Genomic DNA, 17041 nt, shown 5'->3' on the forward strand with positions numbered 1-17041 from the left:
TTATATGTATAAACTCTCTTAATTTTAAAAGAATAAGAGAGTTCACGTTACTTAGCTTAATCTTATAATCGTTAAAACTGCACCAGGTGTAGTCGTTGATAATGTTGCAACAGCTAACAATCCAAACAACTGCAAACTAATTGCACTACCCGCCGCAAGAGTCGTAATAATTGTTGCACTAAATGAAGTCGTCGCTAATGCAGGAGAGTTGATAGTCCCAGCAAGCGGTGCCCCATTAATTGTAATTCGTGAACTGACTAATAAAGAAGCCGTTATATTAATTGTATATGAAATATAATAATTCCCTGCATTTGCAGCCGTAAATACTGTGTTTCCCCCAGATACTGTAATTCCAGGTCCTATATTTTGATTATTCGGAAGTACGACATTTGTCCCACCAAGTAATACTGATATTGCCGTACCCGATGTATTATTCGCAAATGCATACGTCGCAGTTATACTTGTACCTGTTACTCCCGTTGCTCCTGTTTCACCTGTTGCTCCCGTTGCTCCTGTTACTCCCGTTGCTCCCGTTACTCCCGTTGGGCCTGTTGCTCCCGTTGCTCCTGTTACTCCCGTTGCTCCTGTTGCTCCTGTTACTCCCGTTGCTCCTGTTGCTCCCGTTGCTCCTGTTACTCCCGTTGCTCCCGTTACTCCCGTTGCTCCCGTTGGGCCTGTTGGGCCTGTTGCTCCCGTTGCTCCCGTTTCACCTGTTACTCCCGTTGCTCCTGTTGCTCCTGTTGCTCCCGTTGGGCCTGTTGCTCCCGTTGCTCCTGTTGCTCCTGTTGCCCCTGTTGCTCCCGTTGCTCCCGTTACTCCCGTTGCTCCCGTTGCTCCCGTTGCTCCCGTTGCTCCCGTTGGGCCTGTTGCTCCCGTTACTCCCGTTACTCCCGTTACTCCCGTTGCTCCCGTTGCTCCCGTTGGGCCTGTTGCTCCCGTTGCTCCTGTTACTCCCGTTGCTCCTGTTGCTCCTGTTGCTCCCGTTGCTCCTGTTACTCCCGTCGCTCCCGTTGCTCCCGTTGCTCCCGTTGGGCCTGTTGCTCCCGTTGGACCTGTTGGACCTGTTGGACCTGTTGGACCGAGCTTAGGAACTGTCCCATCGCAACTAAAACAGCATGAATCAACATGTACACCATGTGGATTATTACACCCACAATATCCATTTGTATTATTACTCCATAAAGACATGTTGACCCCTCCTTCGTGTTCAATCTTTTAAGTACAGCCAACTAATTAGAAATATTTTTCTAATAAAAAATCAGTTTTTATTTTCCTTATCAACTACCCGATCTGGAACAAACCTTTTATAAACAAAGGTTTATTCCTTACATTCTAATAATTATTACATGCAATACGCTCCCCTTTCGCTTGTACTTTCGCCTTCCTCATTAAAGGAATTTCAGCTCCTTCAACCTTGATACACGTATGCATTTTAATACGATATATTAAAATCCGTATAAATCGTTATTTTTTCGTCAAAATTTTTAAAAAATACCAACACTTAAAATGCCCTCATATTTTGTAAAATTAACATTTTTTCCTTCTACATATATTTCTTGCTGAAACTCTTGTAATTGATAGACCTTATTACTTTTTCGTTTATAATCAATGGCTTTAAATTTCGCAACAGATATAAGCCAATTTCTAAACTTCCCACAATTTTCATCATAACTATTAATGTTATACCAAACGATTAATAAAATATCGTCAACACATTCATCCACTAGCACCTTACTATGTGCCGTATCTAAAACACTATGAACCACCTTATAAATTAAATCTCCATATTGATCAATGACTGTATGTAACGCTAACATGTCTTGTTTTCGAAGACCTTCTACTATTTCTATATCCTTCACCCTTATCACCACTCTTTACTCTATTCTTTATTCATTACATATACGAATGAAAAGATCGATTTTCTGACACTTTTACAAATATTTTCTAATTATTTTTATATTGTAGCAATGCTTAATTAAGTATCGCTTATGAAACAGGGATTATATTATCTCTCACGAATTTAATATACGAGCGAAAAACAGGAGGGATAACTATGTACCCAACAATTGAAGATTTTTTAACATCATGGACATATGAAGCTGAGTCTACTCAAAAGATGCTCGATGCATTAACAGATGAATCTTTGTTACAAGAAATTGCACCTGAACACTGGACGTTAGGAAGAGTTGCTTGGCATATCGTTACTGCAATTCCTGTTATTCTATCAGGGACAGGGTTAAAGTTTGAAGGTGAAACAAAGGATTATCCTGTACCAACTTCAGCAAAAACAATTACAGATGAGTACCGTAAAGTAAATGTAGCTTTGGTTGAAGCACTTCAAAGCGAATGGACTGATAAAGACTTAGCTACTATTAATGACTTCTTTGGTCGTCCTATGCCGAATTCTATATTTTTAATAACACTCATTAATCATCAAAATCACCACCGCGGACAGATGACTGTTTTAATGCGTCAAGCTGGCTTAACAGTCCCTGGCGTATATGGTCCTGCAAAAGAAGAATGGGCTGCAGCTGGAATGGAGGCTCCTAAAATGTAATGACAGAAAAAGACAAGGTGTCCTATCACCTTGTCTTTTTCTGTCACTTGTTTCATGTGAAACTATTTTCTACTAAATGGTATTTTATGAGAAAATACGTTAAAATAAATTCATATTAATTGGAGGGAACTAAATTGAATACAAAAAACAAAAAAATAACAATAAGAACTCTCTTACTAACTTCTATCATTGGAATTATCGGTGTATCTCTTTATTTCACAAGTTATGGTACCCCTTGGGGAAAACAAACAGCAATTACAGAATCAAAAGAATATATTACAAAATACTTTAATCTAGACGCGAAAGTCAAAAATACTTCTTACGATTCTAAGATGGATAGCTACGCAATCGCCTTTGAAACAATTGAAGATGGAGAGTTTACTATCGAATATAAAGGTCCCAATAACTTTAACATTTCTCCAGGAGTTCAAGAGTATTTAAGCAAACACTACAAATTTACAGAGTAGTAATGAAGCATACGTATACAAAAAAGAGTTGGTGTAACGCCAACTCTTTTTCTTATTCTTGTCATACTGTTACATCTTCCTTCTCTATATTTTTAATTCCGTAATATGCAATCACCATACCAATCGCTGCAAATGTGAATTGAAGAGGAAGAAACGTCGCTATAGGAAATATGGGCTGGTTATTAATTGCGATTAATACAACGATAATAGAAGAAACGATTGTAGCTGGCACAGAACGTTTACGCATCCCGAAATATAGAGGGATTAAACTTATTCCCGAAGTTGCAATCGCTAAAGGAACAAGATTTATCCCTTCTTGAATCAATTGATCTACTGTAAATGGATTAGGAAGAATTGAAAAATAACTATCTATCCCAAAGAAAATTCCTACTACTAAAATGTTAGATAAAATAACTGTTATAAATGTTACTATTGCTGTAATGGCCAACTTACTAACCATCATTTTCTTTCGATTAATTGGATAAGAAAACATGAGTAATATTGTTTTGTTTTTATATTCATCAATTATTAACTTGGCTATTAGTACGCCACCAAAAATAATAAATGTTGCTCTTACTAATGTGCTAGCCATCAACAAAATTGTCTGTGGATCTTTTATTTCAGGATCTCCCTCTATTTGAGCAACGAAACTAACGAAAATTAGTAGTGCCAGTATAATGATATTTGCAATAACTGCTCTCTTCACATACCATCCGAGCTTAAACTTCTTCAGTTCTAGCTTCATAAGACGTAGCATGATAGTCCTCCTTTTATTTAAATTTTAATCGATATAAATTCCTCCTGTTTTACTTAAAATCTTCACATCATTTTTTGCATCACCGATAGTTCCTTCTTTTATCTTTTCTGTATTTTTATCTTTCTTAAGCCCGTTTACATTCACCATTATGTCAGCCGAATTACTTTTGGCCGTAAGTTTCAATGAAGCTGGGACATCTTTATACCTTACGCCAATGTCGCCTGATTTTGTTTCTACAAATAATGATTTTCCTTCTGTCATATCTTTCAATAATACTTCCCCAGATGTTGAAGTGATGTTCATATTTCCGTTTTTTACATTTTTCACATAATTATCGCCAGTAGTAGAAGTTATATTTACTTCTTGTAATGAACTATCTTTTAACATTAAATCTCCACTTTCGGATGTGAACTCACCCTTATCTGCCAATAGTCCTACAATCATTTCATCTCCAGACTTTCCTTTTGTCACGATACTTTTTACTACTATATCGCTTATTTTCACATCACCCGATTTATTATTTAATACAATTTTATCTATTTCTTTCTTCGGAACAGCTATAGATATACTATTTTTCTTCCTAAACGTAAAACCATTAACGAATCCGTTCATCTTCTGTTCTTGCTTAATCATCATTTTATTTCCGTCATTTTCTATTTTGACAGGATCTTGATCTTTATCTGCTCGTTGACCTTGAGCGGAAATTACTATTTTGTTAGCGTCTGTACTTTTAAATTCAATATCCCAGTTTTCATTGTCCACTTCTATTTCTTTTATATTATTTATCTCAAAAGACTTTTCTTTCTTAAAATCTTTTCCTTGAAATTTCTTAAAACCAAAAACCACACTAGTAATTGTAAGAAATAAAATTGCAATTACTATTATTTTTTTCACTGCTCATACCCCAGTTCGTTGTTGTTTTAAGCTTGCTTCACGCCACATCAATCTTGTCGATTTTTCGATACGACAGATAACTAATAAAAATCCCTACTAAACAGAGCACTATTGGGATAGCTATAAAATTATAAAAACTTACTTGATTGTTTCCAATGTTACTGTTCATTATCATCCCGATTATTACTGCAGAAGTAATCGTTGTCGGTGCCGATTTCTTTCTCATCCCAAAAAATAAAGGGATTAAACTTATACCAGATATCATAAATGCATTTATAAAAGTAGCTGGAACGGTAGCTATTATTTCACCCATCGTAACAGGCGTTTCAATTACTCCCATCATTGGATTCATAAAAAATATGAGCAAACTAATAGTGAAAGTAGCGATAATCATGCTCACAAAGCAAAAACTAAAAACAATTGTTAATTTCGCCCTCATTACCGTTTTCCTTTGCAATGGATACATAAACAATAGTTGCATTGTTTTGTTCTTATACTCATCAATTACTAAACGTGATAGAATGACCGAACTAAAAATAAGAAATGTCATCCTAATAAAAATGTTTGCTAAGGTCATATATTTTGTAAAATCAGTGAGCGCCGCATCTACTTCACCTTTCGCTCCCAACCCCATAAGACTTACCGCAGCAAAAATTGCTATAATACAAATGGCTACCCCTTTAAAATAACTAGATAATTGATGTTTTTTCCATTCAAGCTTCATTAATTTAAACATATAGACCACGCCTCCATCCCTTATATAACTATCTCTACGCTACTAACATTCTAATTCCAGCAGTAACTACGCTTAACACTCCTATCACTAGTAAAATTAAAATCCAGTTTCGTTCTGGCTTTTTATAATATAAGATTCCACTTATGAGTATTACGATAAATCCAGCTATAACATTTAGTATTAATGCATTCATGATCATATCCCCCTCGCTGAAGTTACATTAAGCGTGAATGCCTTCTCCATCCATTACGTTTAAGAAATATTCTTCTAACGAACTATGTTTCTTATTAATACTTTCAATTTCTACATCGTTCATAATAAGTGCTTTTGAAATTGCCTGCTGCGTCGCCGCCACTTCATAAACACGAATCGTGTTTCCACTCATTATTTTGTAATTTTTTATACCGAGTTTATCTTCTAGAATATAAGCTGCACGTTTTACATCAGGAACAGTGATTTCAATGTACTCTGTTTGTTTTCCATTAATACTCTTCATTGAAACTTCTTTTATTAGTTTTCCATTTTGAATCACACCAATTGTATCCGCCATTTGTTCCATCTCGCCTAAAATATGACTAGAAACTAATAACGTAATGCCAAATTCTTTGCAAAGCATTTTGAATAAATCTCTTAATTCTTTAATACCTATTGGATCTAAACCGTTAATCGGTTCATCTAAAATAAGTAGCTCTGGCTTTGTCATAATCGCCCTTGCAATACCGAGTCTTTGTTTCATCCCTAATGAAAAATCTTTTACTTTTTTATTGTCTATGCCGCTCAGTTTCACTAAATTTAAAGCATGATTAATTGCGTTCTTATCGTAATACCCCATATATTCACAATGTAAATCCAGATTTTCCTTCGCCGTTAATTTATCATAAAAGATTGGATATTCAATAATTGTCCCCATCCTTTTTAATACTTCATAAGATGTGTCTGTTAACTTCTCACCGAAAATTTCAATATCACCGCTCGTCGGTTTTATTAAATTTGTAATCATTTTCATAATCGTTGTTTTACCCGCGCCGTTCGGTCCTAAAAAGCCGTAAATCTCTCCTTTTTTCACATGCATATTAACACTAGAAATAACTTCTTTCCCTTTAAACACTTTCGTTAACTGGTTCGTTTTTAATATATATGTCATGTCACTTTCCCCTTTCGCACTGCTCTATATTTCTATAATAGACAACGGAAATCTCTTTTTTCTTACCCGTTCCTTACAAATTCCTTACGTTCAAAAAAACTTGTAGAATCTACTTCTCTACAAGCTAAAACTGCATCTTTGTTAATACAACTGTAAAAATCGTTTTTTCATACGGCTTACTAGAAAGATGAATTTCTCCATCCATCGCTTCCACAAGCCTTTTCGTAATCGTTAACCCTAGACCGCTTCCTTGGTACAATCTATTTCTTGAATCTTCAAGTGTGTACATACGCTCAAACACTTTATCAATATGAGATTCATCAATTCCTTTTCCTGTATCCCATACATCTATATACACACTCGTTTCATCATCTCTTAAAGTCATACCGAGTGTCTTTCCATCGTCTCCATATGTAATCGCATTTGATATTAAATTATTTAACACTCTGCCTAATACTTCTGTATTTCCAAGTACATATATATTTCTTTCTGGTATATCAATATGGATATGAAAACCTTTCGTCGTCACTAAATCATAGAAAGATAAAATCTTCTCACGGCAAACTTCATTCATATTTACTTTTGTTATCTCAATTGCCTTGTCACCAGATTCTAATTTTGCTAAATCAAAAAACTTATGAATCAGTTCCATAACTTCTAGTGTTTTCACATGCACCTTTTCAAGTAATATTTGCTGTTCTTCTTCACTTATCGTTTTATCCACATTTAACATTTCTACATATCCAAGAATGACTGTGAGTGGCGTTTTCAAATCATGCGAGATATTTGAAAGCATCTTTCTCATGGAAATCTCAACCTTTGCATGATCTGCATTTGTTTTCTGCTTAGCATCTAATAGATGATTAATTGCGACTAATAGTTTTTGCAATTCTGTATCATCCGTCATAATTAATAGCTTCTCACCAGTTTGTTCTTTTACAATTCGATCTAACTTTTCATACGTGTAGCGTAAATTCCTACTACTATTTTTCCTAATTTTATATTGCACGTAAATAACGATAAGCAATATAATAATCACCACTGTTAAAAATATAACCATACTACATCACTTCCAATTTATAGCCAATTCCCCACAGTGTTTTTATATATTCCGGGTTAGATGGGTCCGTTTCAATCTTCTCGCGTAATCTCCTCATATGAACATTAATAACATTATCATCACCATAATATTCTTCATTCCAAACAAGCTTATATATTTGCGCTTTCGTAAAAACACGATTTTGATTCTTCACGAATAGTTTTAAAATCTCAAATTCTTTTAAAGTAAGTTTAAGCTGTCTTCCCTTTTTCTCCACAGTAAAATTAATTGGGTCAATTATTAAGTCACCAATCTGAATGGTCTCATCTTTTGATTCCACAGCTGAATACTTTGTAGACCTTCGAATAGCGGCTTTTACACGTGCTGCCAATTCAATCATAGAAAATGGTTTACAAATGTAATCATCCGCTCCAAGCCCTAAGCCAATCGCTTTATCAACATCTGTATCTTTTGCCGACATCATTAAAATCGGAACAGCACTTTTTTCTCGAATGATTCGCACAACCTCTAAGCCATCTAACTTTGGCATCATAATATCGAGAATAATCAAATCAAATGAACCTTTTAAAAATGCGTTAACTCCTTCTTCTCCATCAGATGCGATTGTAACTTGAAAACCTTCTTTTACTAAATATGTTTCAACCATCTCTTGAATTGAGATATCATCTTCAACTAATAAAATATGATATGACATATTTCTATCCCCTTTTCACAAATATTAACAATTCAATTGTATCGCAACTGCAAATTAGTTGGTACAATTATATGAATTTTCAAACCAACTTCCCTTCCTTCCTTAACAATGATATGATGAAATTCACTACTATTGTTCATAATTAACTTTATATAAAGGAGACTTATCATGTCAGAAAACAAAAAAGTAAGCTTAGCTGATTTAATGCGCGAACAACTTGCAAAGAAAAAGCAAGGAAATGGAAACGGCTCAAATAATGGAAGTCAAAGTCAAGAAACGAAAAAATTACAAAACCAACAAACGAAGAAAACAAACAACCAACGTAGACGTACAGGTGTATAAATGAGCGGGCAAAAACGATCTAACGTCGCGCCAGGTCTTGCGGTTGATATTGTGTTAAAACAAGATCAACGTACAGGCAAGCTAACAAGAGGAATTGTAAAAGATATTTTAACTAACTCACCCTCTCATCCGCACGGCATTAAAGTACGATTGCAGGACGGGCAAGTTGGCAGAGTCCAAAATATCATTCAATAAGAAAAGGAGCTCATTTAAACTTGAGCTCCTTTTTCTTTATTACCCTTTAATTTTCTCGATGAAAACTACTTTTAAATAGTCTCCTTCTTTAAATTGATCAATTGTACGGAAATCTTCTGGTAAAGAATGTTCTTCTAATATTTTATATTTACCGTTCATTTCTTTGAATGCTGTATCGATAAAGCCATTAAACTTTTTCATATCGAATGCGCTACAATTTGTAGAAGCAACGATAATACCGTTATTTTCTGTAATCGCAATTGTTTCTTTTAATAAGTTTTTATAATCTTTCGCCGCACTGAACGTATATTTTTTTGAGCGTGCAAAACTTGGAGGGTCAAGTACAACCATATCAAATTTCATCTTTTTCTTAGCTGCATATTTGAAATATAGAAATACATCTTCTACAATAATATCTTGTGCTTCGTAATCAATTTCATTTACACTAAACTGCTCGATCGTTTTACTTAAGCTACGATTTGCAAGGTCAACACTTGTTGTTTTACTTGCGCCGCCAAGTGCTGCAAATACAGAGAAAGCTCCAGTATAAGAGAACATATTTAAAACTGTTCTTCCTTTTGCATATTTATCACGAATTTGTTTTCGAACGTTACGTTGATCTAAAAATACACCAACCATCGCCCCGTCATTTAAATATACAGCAAAGTTTACACCGTTTTCTTTTACGATAAGTGGGAACTCACCGCGCTCTCCTGTTACGAAATCATCACCTTCAATGTACTTTCCTTTCGTATCAAAACGTTTTTTCTCATAAATCCCTTTGAAGTTTGCTACTTTTTGAAGCGCTGCTACAATCTCATCACGGAAAGTATAAATCCCTTCACTATACCAACTAATTACGTAATAGCCGTCATAATAATCGATAATTAAGCCACCAAGACCGTCACCCTCACCGTTTACCACACGGAATGCTGTTGTATCATTTGATTTATAAAAATCTTTTCGTTTATGTAAAGCAGATTTTATTTTACTTTCAAAGAAATCCTGATTTATTTGCTCTTTCTCTTTTCTCGTTAAAATCCAGCCATACCCTTTATTTTGTTTTCCATAATAGCCTTTTCCAATGAATTGGTTCTTCTCATCTACTACGTTGATGATTGTTCCTTCTTCACGAATATCGTTTAAATTTTGAATCGCATCTTTTAAAATAAGCGGATATCCACTTTTAATTTCTTTTATAAATTTCGGTTTTATTTTTATAGTTACTTCAGATCGCATGTAATGTCTTCCTTTCCATTTGAATGCTTTCTAATTAGTAGGAAGCAATGTAAAAAATGAGGCTGAAAAAAGCCTCGTTTCACTATACCATATTATTGCTTTGCTCGTACAACTAGCTCATCCTCTCGCTTAATCGAAAAAAAACTTATATATTTTATCATTACCATTGACAATGATAATGATTTTCACTATCATTTAATATATATGAAACGATGAAAATAATGATAGATTTATAGGAGGAATAAAGAAATGATTATTGTTACAAATACATCTAAAATTACGAAGGGTGACGCACATAAATTAATTGAGCGCTTTAATAAAGTAGGTAAAGTTGAAACGATGCCTGGTTTCTTAGGACTAGAAGTTCTTCTAACTGAAAATACAGTTGATTATGATGAAGTAACGATTAGCACTCGTTGGAATGCAAAAGAGGATTTCCAAGGTTGGACAAAGAGTACGGCCTTTAAAGATGCGCATTCACATCGTGGTGGATTACCAGATTTTATTATCGATAATAAAATCTCATTCTATGATGTTAAAATTGTTCGTATGCCAATTGCTGCGGCTCAATAACTTCGTTTTTAATAGTTGGTATAGAAGTATGAGAAGGAATACATCTTCTCTACTTCTATACCTTTTCTTTTTTCAACTTCTTTTCACCAACTTCGCATGCACGACTAGTCTGCCCGCCTCTGGATCTAGTGCATAATCACACGTTGAAAGTGTTAAAATTTGATCATCCGCTGTCACTTTTGTATCTGTTTTATAGAGTGACCTATCCTTAATTTTTTCTAGAAAAGATGCATAGTCTTCATCGCTTCCAAAATCCGTTTCAATATAATAGAAATCAGTTGTCGTTGTATATACTGAAAATACTTCTACATCATATCCTTCAAACAAAGTATCGTAGTACAATTTGCGATGAGACATGAAGAAATCTTCTTCTAATATTTTTTTAAGACTCCCAAACATAGAACCGTCTTTCATACGATGTCCGTATAGAATCGTATTTCGATTTTGAGATTTTACATCGTTACGATGATCCATAAAAATACTGCCTGCCCTCATGTCCTCACCTTTATAATTACGGTATAAATAGTAATCGTTGTCTTTCGCTTGAACAATCGGATAATTAATTTGCGTATCATCCATCGTAATCCAGCCAACTATTTCTGGATTAATTTTTTGTAAGGCTTGAAACTGCGCACGTACTGCTCCATCTGATGATTTTTCTTCCATCGGACTCCTTTGATAAATATCTTGTGCTTCAGCCATTACTTTGCGATTTTCATAGTAATCCATGAACATCCCGCCTAATTCATACACGGAGTAGAAAAAGATACCTAAAAAAGCAACTGTAAGTATTCTTTGAAAAAAGGAATTCTTTTTCTTTTCTTTCTTGCCGCTCAAATTATCACCTCAAAACGGATTACCAAAGGGATTTAGTCGCCTATCAAATACCCATTGGCACCATATACAATCCTGTATCTTCATCGTGCTTTACAACAACGTCTACACCATATATCGTCTTGATCATATCTTCCGTTACGACTTCACCTGGCTTACCCTTCATCACAATTTCTCCATCTTTCATAACGATAATATGATCGCTATAACGGATTGCTTGATTAATGTCATGTAATACCATAACAATCGTTAAACCATGTACTTCATTTAACTCTTTCACTAACTCTAATATTTCAAGCTGATAGTAAATATCTAAATACGTCGTTGGTTCGTCTAAAAACAGCATGGGCGTATTTTGCGCTAAAGTCATCGCAATCCAAACACGTTGCCTTTCCCCACCAGATAATGCATGTATTGGCTTATCACGCTTATCTTGTAGTCTCGTACACGTCAATGCTCTTTCTATTGCTTCGCTATCCTCATCCGTTTGTGTAGAAAAAATATTTTTATATGGCATACGCCCAAAACTCGTCAATTTTTCAACTGTAATATCTGCTGGCGCCTCATTTTGCTGATGAACGACCGCTAGCTTTCTAGCAAACTCTTTCGGCTTATACTGGCTAATAGCTTTCCCATCTAGCATTACTTCTCCACTACGGGGATCATGATTTCGCGACATAACACCTAGTAATGTTGATTTTCCACAACCATTTGGACCAATAATTGTTGTAATTTTTCCAACCTCTATCTCACTACTAACAGACTTTAAACGATCCGTTACATTATCATAAGAAAAGGTTACATTTTTAATTTCCATGAACTCGATCACTCTTTCTAAGCAAGAATATTAAGAACGGACCACCGATGACTGCCATAATCGTCGCCGCTGGAATTTCATTAGGCGGTACGATTAGCCTACCAATTGTGTCTGCCGTTAAAATTAATAACGCACCTGCAAGGGCTGAAAACGGAATAAGCACTTTATGATCTGATCCAACTAGTTGCCTTGAAATATGCGGGATAAGTAATCCAACGAAAGCGATAACACCCGCAATTGCAGTTGATACAGCTGCTAAAAGAACAGCAATGACAGAAATAATAAGGCGTACCCTCGTCACGTGAAGTCCAAGGTTTTTAGCCGTTTTATCTTGTAGAGATAATAAATTACACCACGCCCCTACAAACAGTGCAAGTATAAGGCCGATTGATCCATATGTAACAAGTACTTCCACATCGCCCCATGTCTTCATCGTTATATTAGATGTTGTCGTCTGCTTAATACTTTTAATGAAATATCCGCAAATCGTAACGAAAGATTCATTTAAACCAGTAAACATCGCATTTATCGCTATACCGATCAAAATGATACGCAGCGGACTTAAACCTGATTTCCAAGAAAACGCATAAACGAGATAACAAGCAAACGCACCGCCTAAAAACGCGAATAGTGGTGTCCAGAAAAAGAACTGAGGGAATAGCGTAATGATAACAAGCGTCATAAAACTGGCCCCTGAAGATATCCCGATAACCCCAGCATCCGCAAGTGGATTTTTCATAACTGCTTGGAAAAGCACACCAGAAACAGCAAGCGCCGCTCCAGTGAAAAGTGCAATAATGATGCGCGGGAAACGTAAATCTTTAATGACTTCAACATCTTCATTTGTCCCTGTAAATATACCTTGAAAAAGATCAATGACACCTATTTCTAAACTACCTTTCACAGCGGATACAGTAGTCATAATAACTAGTAATACTGTGACGATGAAGAAACTCCAAATTTTTTTATTCATCTCAATCTTCCTTTATCTATACATGCATCATGGATACATCATTTTCTTTAATTCATCTAAGGCTTCAATAGCTGCTAAATTCCCCGTCGTTCCAAATAAGCGCTCTTCTAAATCGTACACTCTATTATTTTTAACTGCGGCAAAATGCTTCCAAATGTCGTTCGTTTTAAATTCCTTATCGAACATTTTCACAACTTCATCTGGCATACCATGCGCTGCACGTAAAATAATATCTGGATCAGCTTTTTTTAAGTACTCTGTATTAGAAGCTAAATATTCTACTTTCTCACCTTGTACGATATTTTTACCACCTAGTTGTTTTACTAAATCCCCAATATAGGAGTGTTCTGTCGCAACTAAATAACTTCCAGGTACTCCAAGTAAAATAAGGACTGTCGGTTCTTTCTTCCCTTTCACTTGTTTTTGAATGTCTGCAACTTTTTTATCGAACTTTGTTACGACTGCTTCAGCCTGTTTCTCACGCCCATATGTTTTACCCAAATCTGTAATTGAATTTTGCATGTTTTTTAAACTCGTTAAATTTAAAAAATTTGCCTTAATGCCCGCTTCATTAAAAACTGGCTTCAACTCATATTCAAGCGTCGTAACAGATAATACTTCTGATGGTTTCATTGATTTTACTTTTTCCATATCAGGACTCATCGGATTCCCAACTTCAGGTAAACCTTTATAGCGCTTTGGCAAAGTTTTAGAACTTGTAGGAATACCTGCTAAATCTACTTCTAATGCATCCATAATTTCAGTCACAGCAACTGTCGTTGCAATAACACGTTCCTCACTACTGCTCTTTACCTTTTTTGCCGTTTCTTTTTTGGGTGATGAGCACCCAGCTATACTAAATAAAAGAATGATAGCCATGAATACACTCGTGATTTTCTTCACTCTCAATCACCACTCCTTTCGGTACAATATGAAACGAGTCTTGATGCATGAAACCATGCATCAAGACTCCAAATTTCACAGTCTACCTGCTCTATATTTACGAACTAAGAAAGCAAGTGATCCTAGTAATAGCAACATATACATTCCAATCTGTGCTGTATCTGCTGTTTTTGAGTTTTTCTCTTTTTTCACATCATTCTTCGCATTTTCATTTTGCTTCTTACCGTCTGCATTTCGGTTGAAATCAGGATTACCGATTGTTTTTGCATTGTCTACTTTCGGTGTAATCACTGGATTTTTCGGATCATTCTTCGGATCGTTTTTCGGATCCTCTTTAATAGTTCCTACTGCACCAATATTATTTGTATCAAATTGAATTTGCACGTCGTAGAAATGATGATAGTTCATTGAATCAATATCTACTTTTACTTTCGCATTTAATTTCGCAAATAAATCATCAACCTCAAACTCTATTACTCTCGTATCTGCATTTTTATCTTCACTCACTACTTTTGCATCAACAAATGCACCAGCATTTTCTGTTTGGAACTTCGTAATCCACGCACTATTTTTCAGTGTCATCGCAACATATTTCTTACCATCTTTCACTGTTAATCTAGCTGGATTTACAACATATTGATTCATCATTGAAATCTCATCCGTTTTATCTTTTAACACTTTAAAAGCAACATCATATTGACCGTCTTTTAAATTTTTCGGATCGACTGTTATGTGTCCATTTTGGTTATTATTTCCGCCTTGATTATTGTTTCCACCTTGGTTATCGTTTCCACCTTGATTATTGTTTCCATCTTGGTTATCGTTTCCGCCTGGAATGTTGTTTCCATCTTGATTACCTAAAGCTTTAATACTGCCTTTATCAAATGCAAATTGAATATCATAGAAATGATGGTAGTTCATCGCATCAATATCTACTTTCACTTTTGCATTTAACTTTTTCGATAAGTCGTCCACTTCTACTTCCACTACTCTTGTATCTTGCTCTTTATTTGTACCTAATACTTTCGCATCGACAAACGAACTATTCTGTTCAAACTCAAACTTTGTAATCCATGAGCTATTCGTTACTGTGAAGGATACATATTTCTTACCATCTTTCACTTTTAATACGCCTGGACTCTTCGTATATGTGTTCATCATTGAAATTTCGTCTGTTTTATCTTTTAGCACTTTAAAACCGATACTGTATTCACCGTCTTTAAGAGCATTTGGATCAATTGTTGTGTTATTGTCTTGGTTATTATTTCCGCCTTGGTTGTCATTTCCACCTTGGTTATTGTTTCCACCTTGGTTATTGTTTCCACCTTGGTTATTGTTTCCACCCTGGTTATCGTTTCCACCCTGGTTATCGTTTCCACCCTGGTTATCGTTTCCACCTTGGTTATCTACTGGCTGAATGCTATCTTTATCAAATGCAAATTGAATGTCGTAGAAATGATGATAATTCATTGAATCAATATCCACTTTCACCTTTGCATCTAATTTTTTCGATAAATCATCTACTTCTACTTCCACTACTCTTGTATCAGCCTTCGTATCTGTATTTAATACATTTGCATCAACAAACGCACCATTTTTCTCAAACTCAAACTTTGTAATCCATGAGCTATTCGTTAATGTGAAGGATACATACTTCTTGCCATCTTTCACCTTCAATACGCCTGGGCTCTTCGTATATGTGTTCATCATTGAAATTTCTTCTGTTTTATCTTTTAACACTTTAAAACCGATACTGTATTCACCATCTTTAATTGTGTCAGCATCCGGTTGTTGATCTCCGTCTGGTTGTTTATCTCCATCTGGTTGCTTGTCTCCGTCTGGTTGTTTATCTCCATCTGGTTGCTTATCTCCATCTGGCTGTTTCTCTTCATTTTTAATTGGTTCAAGTTTCTCTTGATCAAATACAAGTTGTACGTCATGAGTTTGCTTGTAACCTTGTGATGCCACCTCAATAAATACTTTTGTATTTATTTTTTTAGATAAATCATCCACTTCAAATTCTACGACTCTTGTACCTTTTTCTTTATCTTCACTCACTACTTTTGCATCAACAAATGCACCATCTTTTTCTGTTTGGAAATTTTTAATTAATGAGCTGCTTTTTAGCGTTACAATCGCTTTTTTCTTACCATTTTCTACTTTCAATACTCCTGGATTTTCCATGTAAGTATTCATTTTAGATTCTTCATCTGTTTTATCTTTTAACACTTTAAATGGAATGCTGTACGCACCATCTTTAATTGTGTTAGAATTTGGTTGTTGATCTGAGTCAGGCTTTTGGTCGGGCTTCTGACTTGGATCCGGATTTTCATTCGGATCTGGCTTATTAGCTGGGTCCTCTTTTTCATCTGGTTTTTCTACATGAATTGGTGTAATGCTATTTTGGTCGAATGAAATACGAATGTCATAGTAATGATGATAATTAAAAGCATCAATATCAACTTTTACTTTCGCATTTAATATTTTCTCTACATCTTCTACATCAAATTCTACTACTCTTGTATCGCTCTCTGTATCTTCACTAACTACATTTACATCAACGAATTGACTACCTTTTTCTGTTTCAAACTTCGTAATCCATGAACTATGCGTTAACGTAAAGGATACTTTCTTTTTCCCATCCTTCACTTTCAAAGTCCCCGGGCTTATAGAATATTGATTCATCATTGATTCTTCATCTGTTTTATCTTTCAAAACTTTGAAACCAATTGAATATTCACCGTCAGCTAAAGTTGTAGCTGCTTGAACTGCAAGTGGTTGTAGCGTTGATACGAATGTAAAAATCGTTAGAAACATTGCAACAACAATTTTTAAATACCTGTTCAATAGAATGAC

19 protein-coding genes and 1 pseudogene are annotated in these 17041 nt (G+C 35.1%); 5 read left to right on the plus strand and 15 right to left on the minus strand.

The genetic code is table 11. The features are described 5' to 3' along the window. Positions 1-51 precede the first annotated feature (51 nt). Both JTF23_RS07600 and JTF23_RS07605 read right to left on the minus strand, forming a co-directional pair. Positions 52-1188: a BclA C-terminal domain-containing protein gene (locus tag JTF23_RS07600; protein WP_204208424.1), complete on the minus strand. Its 1137-nt coding sequence runs from the start codon at positions 1186-1188 to the stop codon at positions 52-54. A 323-nt stretch (positions 1189-1511) separates the two neighbouring features. After that, positions 1512-1817 (minus strand): annotated as a pseudogene (locus JTF23_RS07605) (sigma factor); the annotation flags it as partial. A 236-nt stretch (positions 1818-2053) separates the two neighbouring features. Between JTF23_RS07605 and JTF23_RS07610 the strand changes: the two are divergent. After that, positions 2054-2557 (plus strand): DinB family protein, encoded by a 504-nt coding sequence (locus JTF23_RS07610; RefSeq protein WP_204208426.1) that lies wholly within the window; start codon positions 2054-2056, stop codon positions 2555-2557. Positions 2558-2691: 134 nt separating this feature from the next. Then, positions 2692-3024, plus strand: coding sequence for a YfjL-like protein (locus JTF23_RS07615; protein ID WP_204208427.1), 333 nt, complete (start codon positions 2692-2694; stop codon positions 3022-3024). Positions 3025-3085: 61 nt separating this feature from the next. Here the strand turns inward: JTF23_RS07615 and JTF23_RS07620 are convergent, their stop codons facing one another. The 7 genes from JTF23_RS07620 to JTF23_RS07650 form a co-directional block, all read right to left on the minus strand. Continuing rightward, entirely contained in the window at positions 3086-3781 is a 696-nt protein-coding gene (locus JTF23_RS07620; RefSeq protein ID WP_204208428.1) for an ABC transporter permease, read from the minus strand. 24 nt (positions 3782-3805) lie between these two features. Beyond that, on the minus strand, positions 3806-4675 hold the full coding sequence (locus JTF23_RS07625) for a DUF4097 family beta strand repeat-containing protein (protein WP_204208430.1): 870 nt from the start codon (positions 4673-4675) through the stop codon (positions 3806-3808). A gap of 37 nt (positions 4676-4712) precedes the next feature. Further along, positions 4713-5411: an ABC transporter permease gene (locus tag JTF23_RS07630; RefSeq protein WP_204208432.1), complete on the minus strand. Its 699-nt coding sequence runs from the start codon at positions 5409-5411 to the stop codon at positions 4713-4715. A 34-nt stretch (positions 5412-5445) separates the two neighbouring features. Further along, positions 5446-5604: a hypothetical protein gene (locus JTF23_RS07635; RefSeq protein ID WP_204208496.1), complete on the minus strand. Its 159-nt coding sequence runs from the start codon at positions 5602-5604 to the stop codon at positions 5446-5448. A 27-nt stretch (positions 5605-5631) separates the two neighbouring features. Next, positions 5632-6555, minus strand: coding sequence for an ABC transporter ATP-binding protein (locus JTF23_RS07640; protein ID WP_204208434.1), 924 nt, complete (start codon positions 6553-6555; stop codon positions 5632-5634). Between the two features lie 124 nt (positions 6556-6679). After that, positions 6680-7615 (minus strand): HAMP domain-containing histidine kinase, encoded by a 936-nt coding sequence (locus tag JTF23_RS07645; RefSeq protein ID WP_204208436.1) that lies wholly within the window; start codon positions 7613-7615, stop codon positions 6680-6682. A gap of 1 nt (position 7616) precedes the next feature. Continuing rightward, complete coding sequence (locus tag JTF23_RS07650) at positions 7617-8309, minus strand: response regulator transcription factor (RefSeq protein ID WP_204208437.1); 693 nt, start codon at positions 8307-8309, stop codon at positions 7617-7619. Between the two features lie 168 nt (positions 8310-8477). Between JTF23_RS07650 and JTF23_RS07655 the strand changes: the two genes are divergently transcribed. Both JTF23_RS07655 and JTF23_RS07660 read left to right on the plus strand, forming a co-directional pair. Then, positions 8478-8651: a hypothetical protein gene (locus tag JTF23_RS07655; RefSeq protein WP_002015431.1), complete on the plus strand. Its 174-nt coding sequence runs from the start codon at positions 8478-8480 to the stop codon at positions 8649-8651. Further along, positions 8652-8846 (plus strand): YwbE family protein, encoded by a 195-nt coding sequence (locus tag JTF23_RS07660; protein WP_002160297.1) that lies wholly within the window; start codon positions 8652-8654, stop codon positions 8844-8846. Between the two features lie 39 nt (positions 8847-8885). Here the strand turns inward: JTF23_RS07660 and JTF23_RS07665 are convergent, their stop codons facing one another. Further along, a complete protein-coding gene (locus JTF23_RS07665) occupies positions 8886-10085 on the minus strand; it encodes a class I SAM-dependent rRNA methyltransferase (protein ID WP_199659347.1) in 1200 nt (399 codons plus the stop codon). A 249-nt stretch (positions 10086-10334) separates the two neighbouring features. Between JTF23_RS07665 and isdG the strand changes: the two genes are divergently transcribed. Further along, positions 10335-10658 (plus strand): heme oxygenase, encoded by a 324-nt coding sequence (gene isdG / locus JTF23_RS07670; RefSeq protein WP_002112144.1) that lies wholly within the window; start codon positions 10335-10337, stop codon positions 10656-10658. Positions 10659-10730: 72 nt separating this feature from the next. On the opposite strand, the gene srtB is transcribed toward isdG, so the two are convergent. The 5 genes from srtB to JTF23_RS07695 all read right to left on the minus strand — a co-directional run bounded on the left by srtB (position 10731) and on the right by JTF23_RS07695 (position 17032). Next, positions 10731-11495 carry a class B sortase gene (gene srtB / locus JTF23_RS07675; protein WP_002112146.1) on the minus strand — a complete coding sequence of 255 codons (765 nt, stop codon included), beginning with the start codon at positions 11493-11495 and terminating at the stop codon, positions 10731-10733. A 43-nt stretch (positions 11496-11538) separates the two neighbouring features. Next, positions 11539-12309, minus strand: a complete 771-nt coding sequence (locus JTF23_RS07680; protein ID WP_002199223.1) for an ABC transporter ATP-binding protein — start codon at positions 12307-12309, stop codon at positions 11539-11541. Continuing rightward, positions 12299-13282: a FecCD family ABC transporter permease gene (locus JTF23_RS07685; RefSeq protein ID WP_016106299.1), complete on the minus strand. Its 984-nt coding sequence runs from the start codon at positions 13280-13282 to the stop codon at positions 12299-12301. The genes JTF23_RS07680 and JTF23_RS07685 overlap by 11 nt, the downstream gene beginning before the upstream one ends. 27 nt (positions 13283-13309) lie before the next feature. After that, on the minus strand, positions 13310-14191 hold the full coding sequence (isdE, locus tag JTF23_RS07690; RefSeq protein ID WP_078179641.1) for a heme ABC transporter substrate-binding protein IsdE: 882 nt from the start codon (positions 14189-14191) through the stop codon (positions 13310-13312). Between the two features lie 69 nt (positions 14192-14260). Continuing rightward, positions 14261-17032: an NEAT domain-containing protein gene (locus JTF23_RS07695; RefSeq protein ID WP_204208438.1), complete on the minus strand. Its 2772-nt coding sequence runs from the start codon at positions 17030-17032 to the stop codon at positions 14261-14263. Positions 17033-17041: the final 9 nt, after the last annotated feature.

The sequence above is a fragment of the Bacillus sp. RIT 809 genome (assembly GCF_016892495.1).
In the GTDB taxonomy this organism is placed as follows: Bacteria; Bacillota; Bacilli; order Bacillales; family Bacillaceae_G; genus Bacillus_A; species Bacillus_A cereus_U.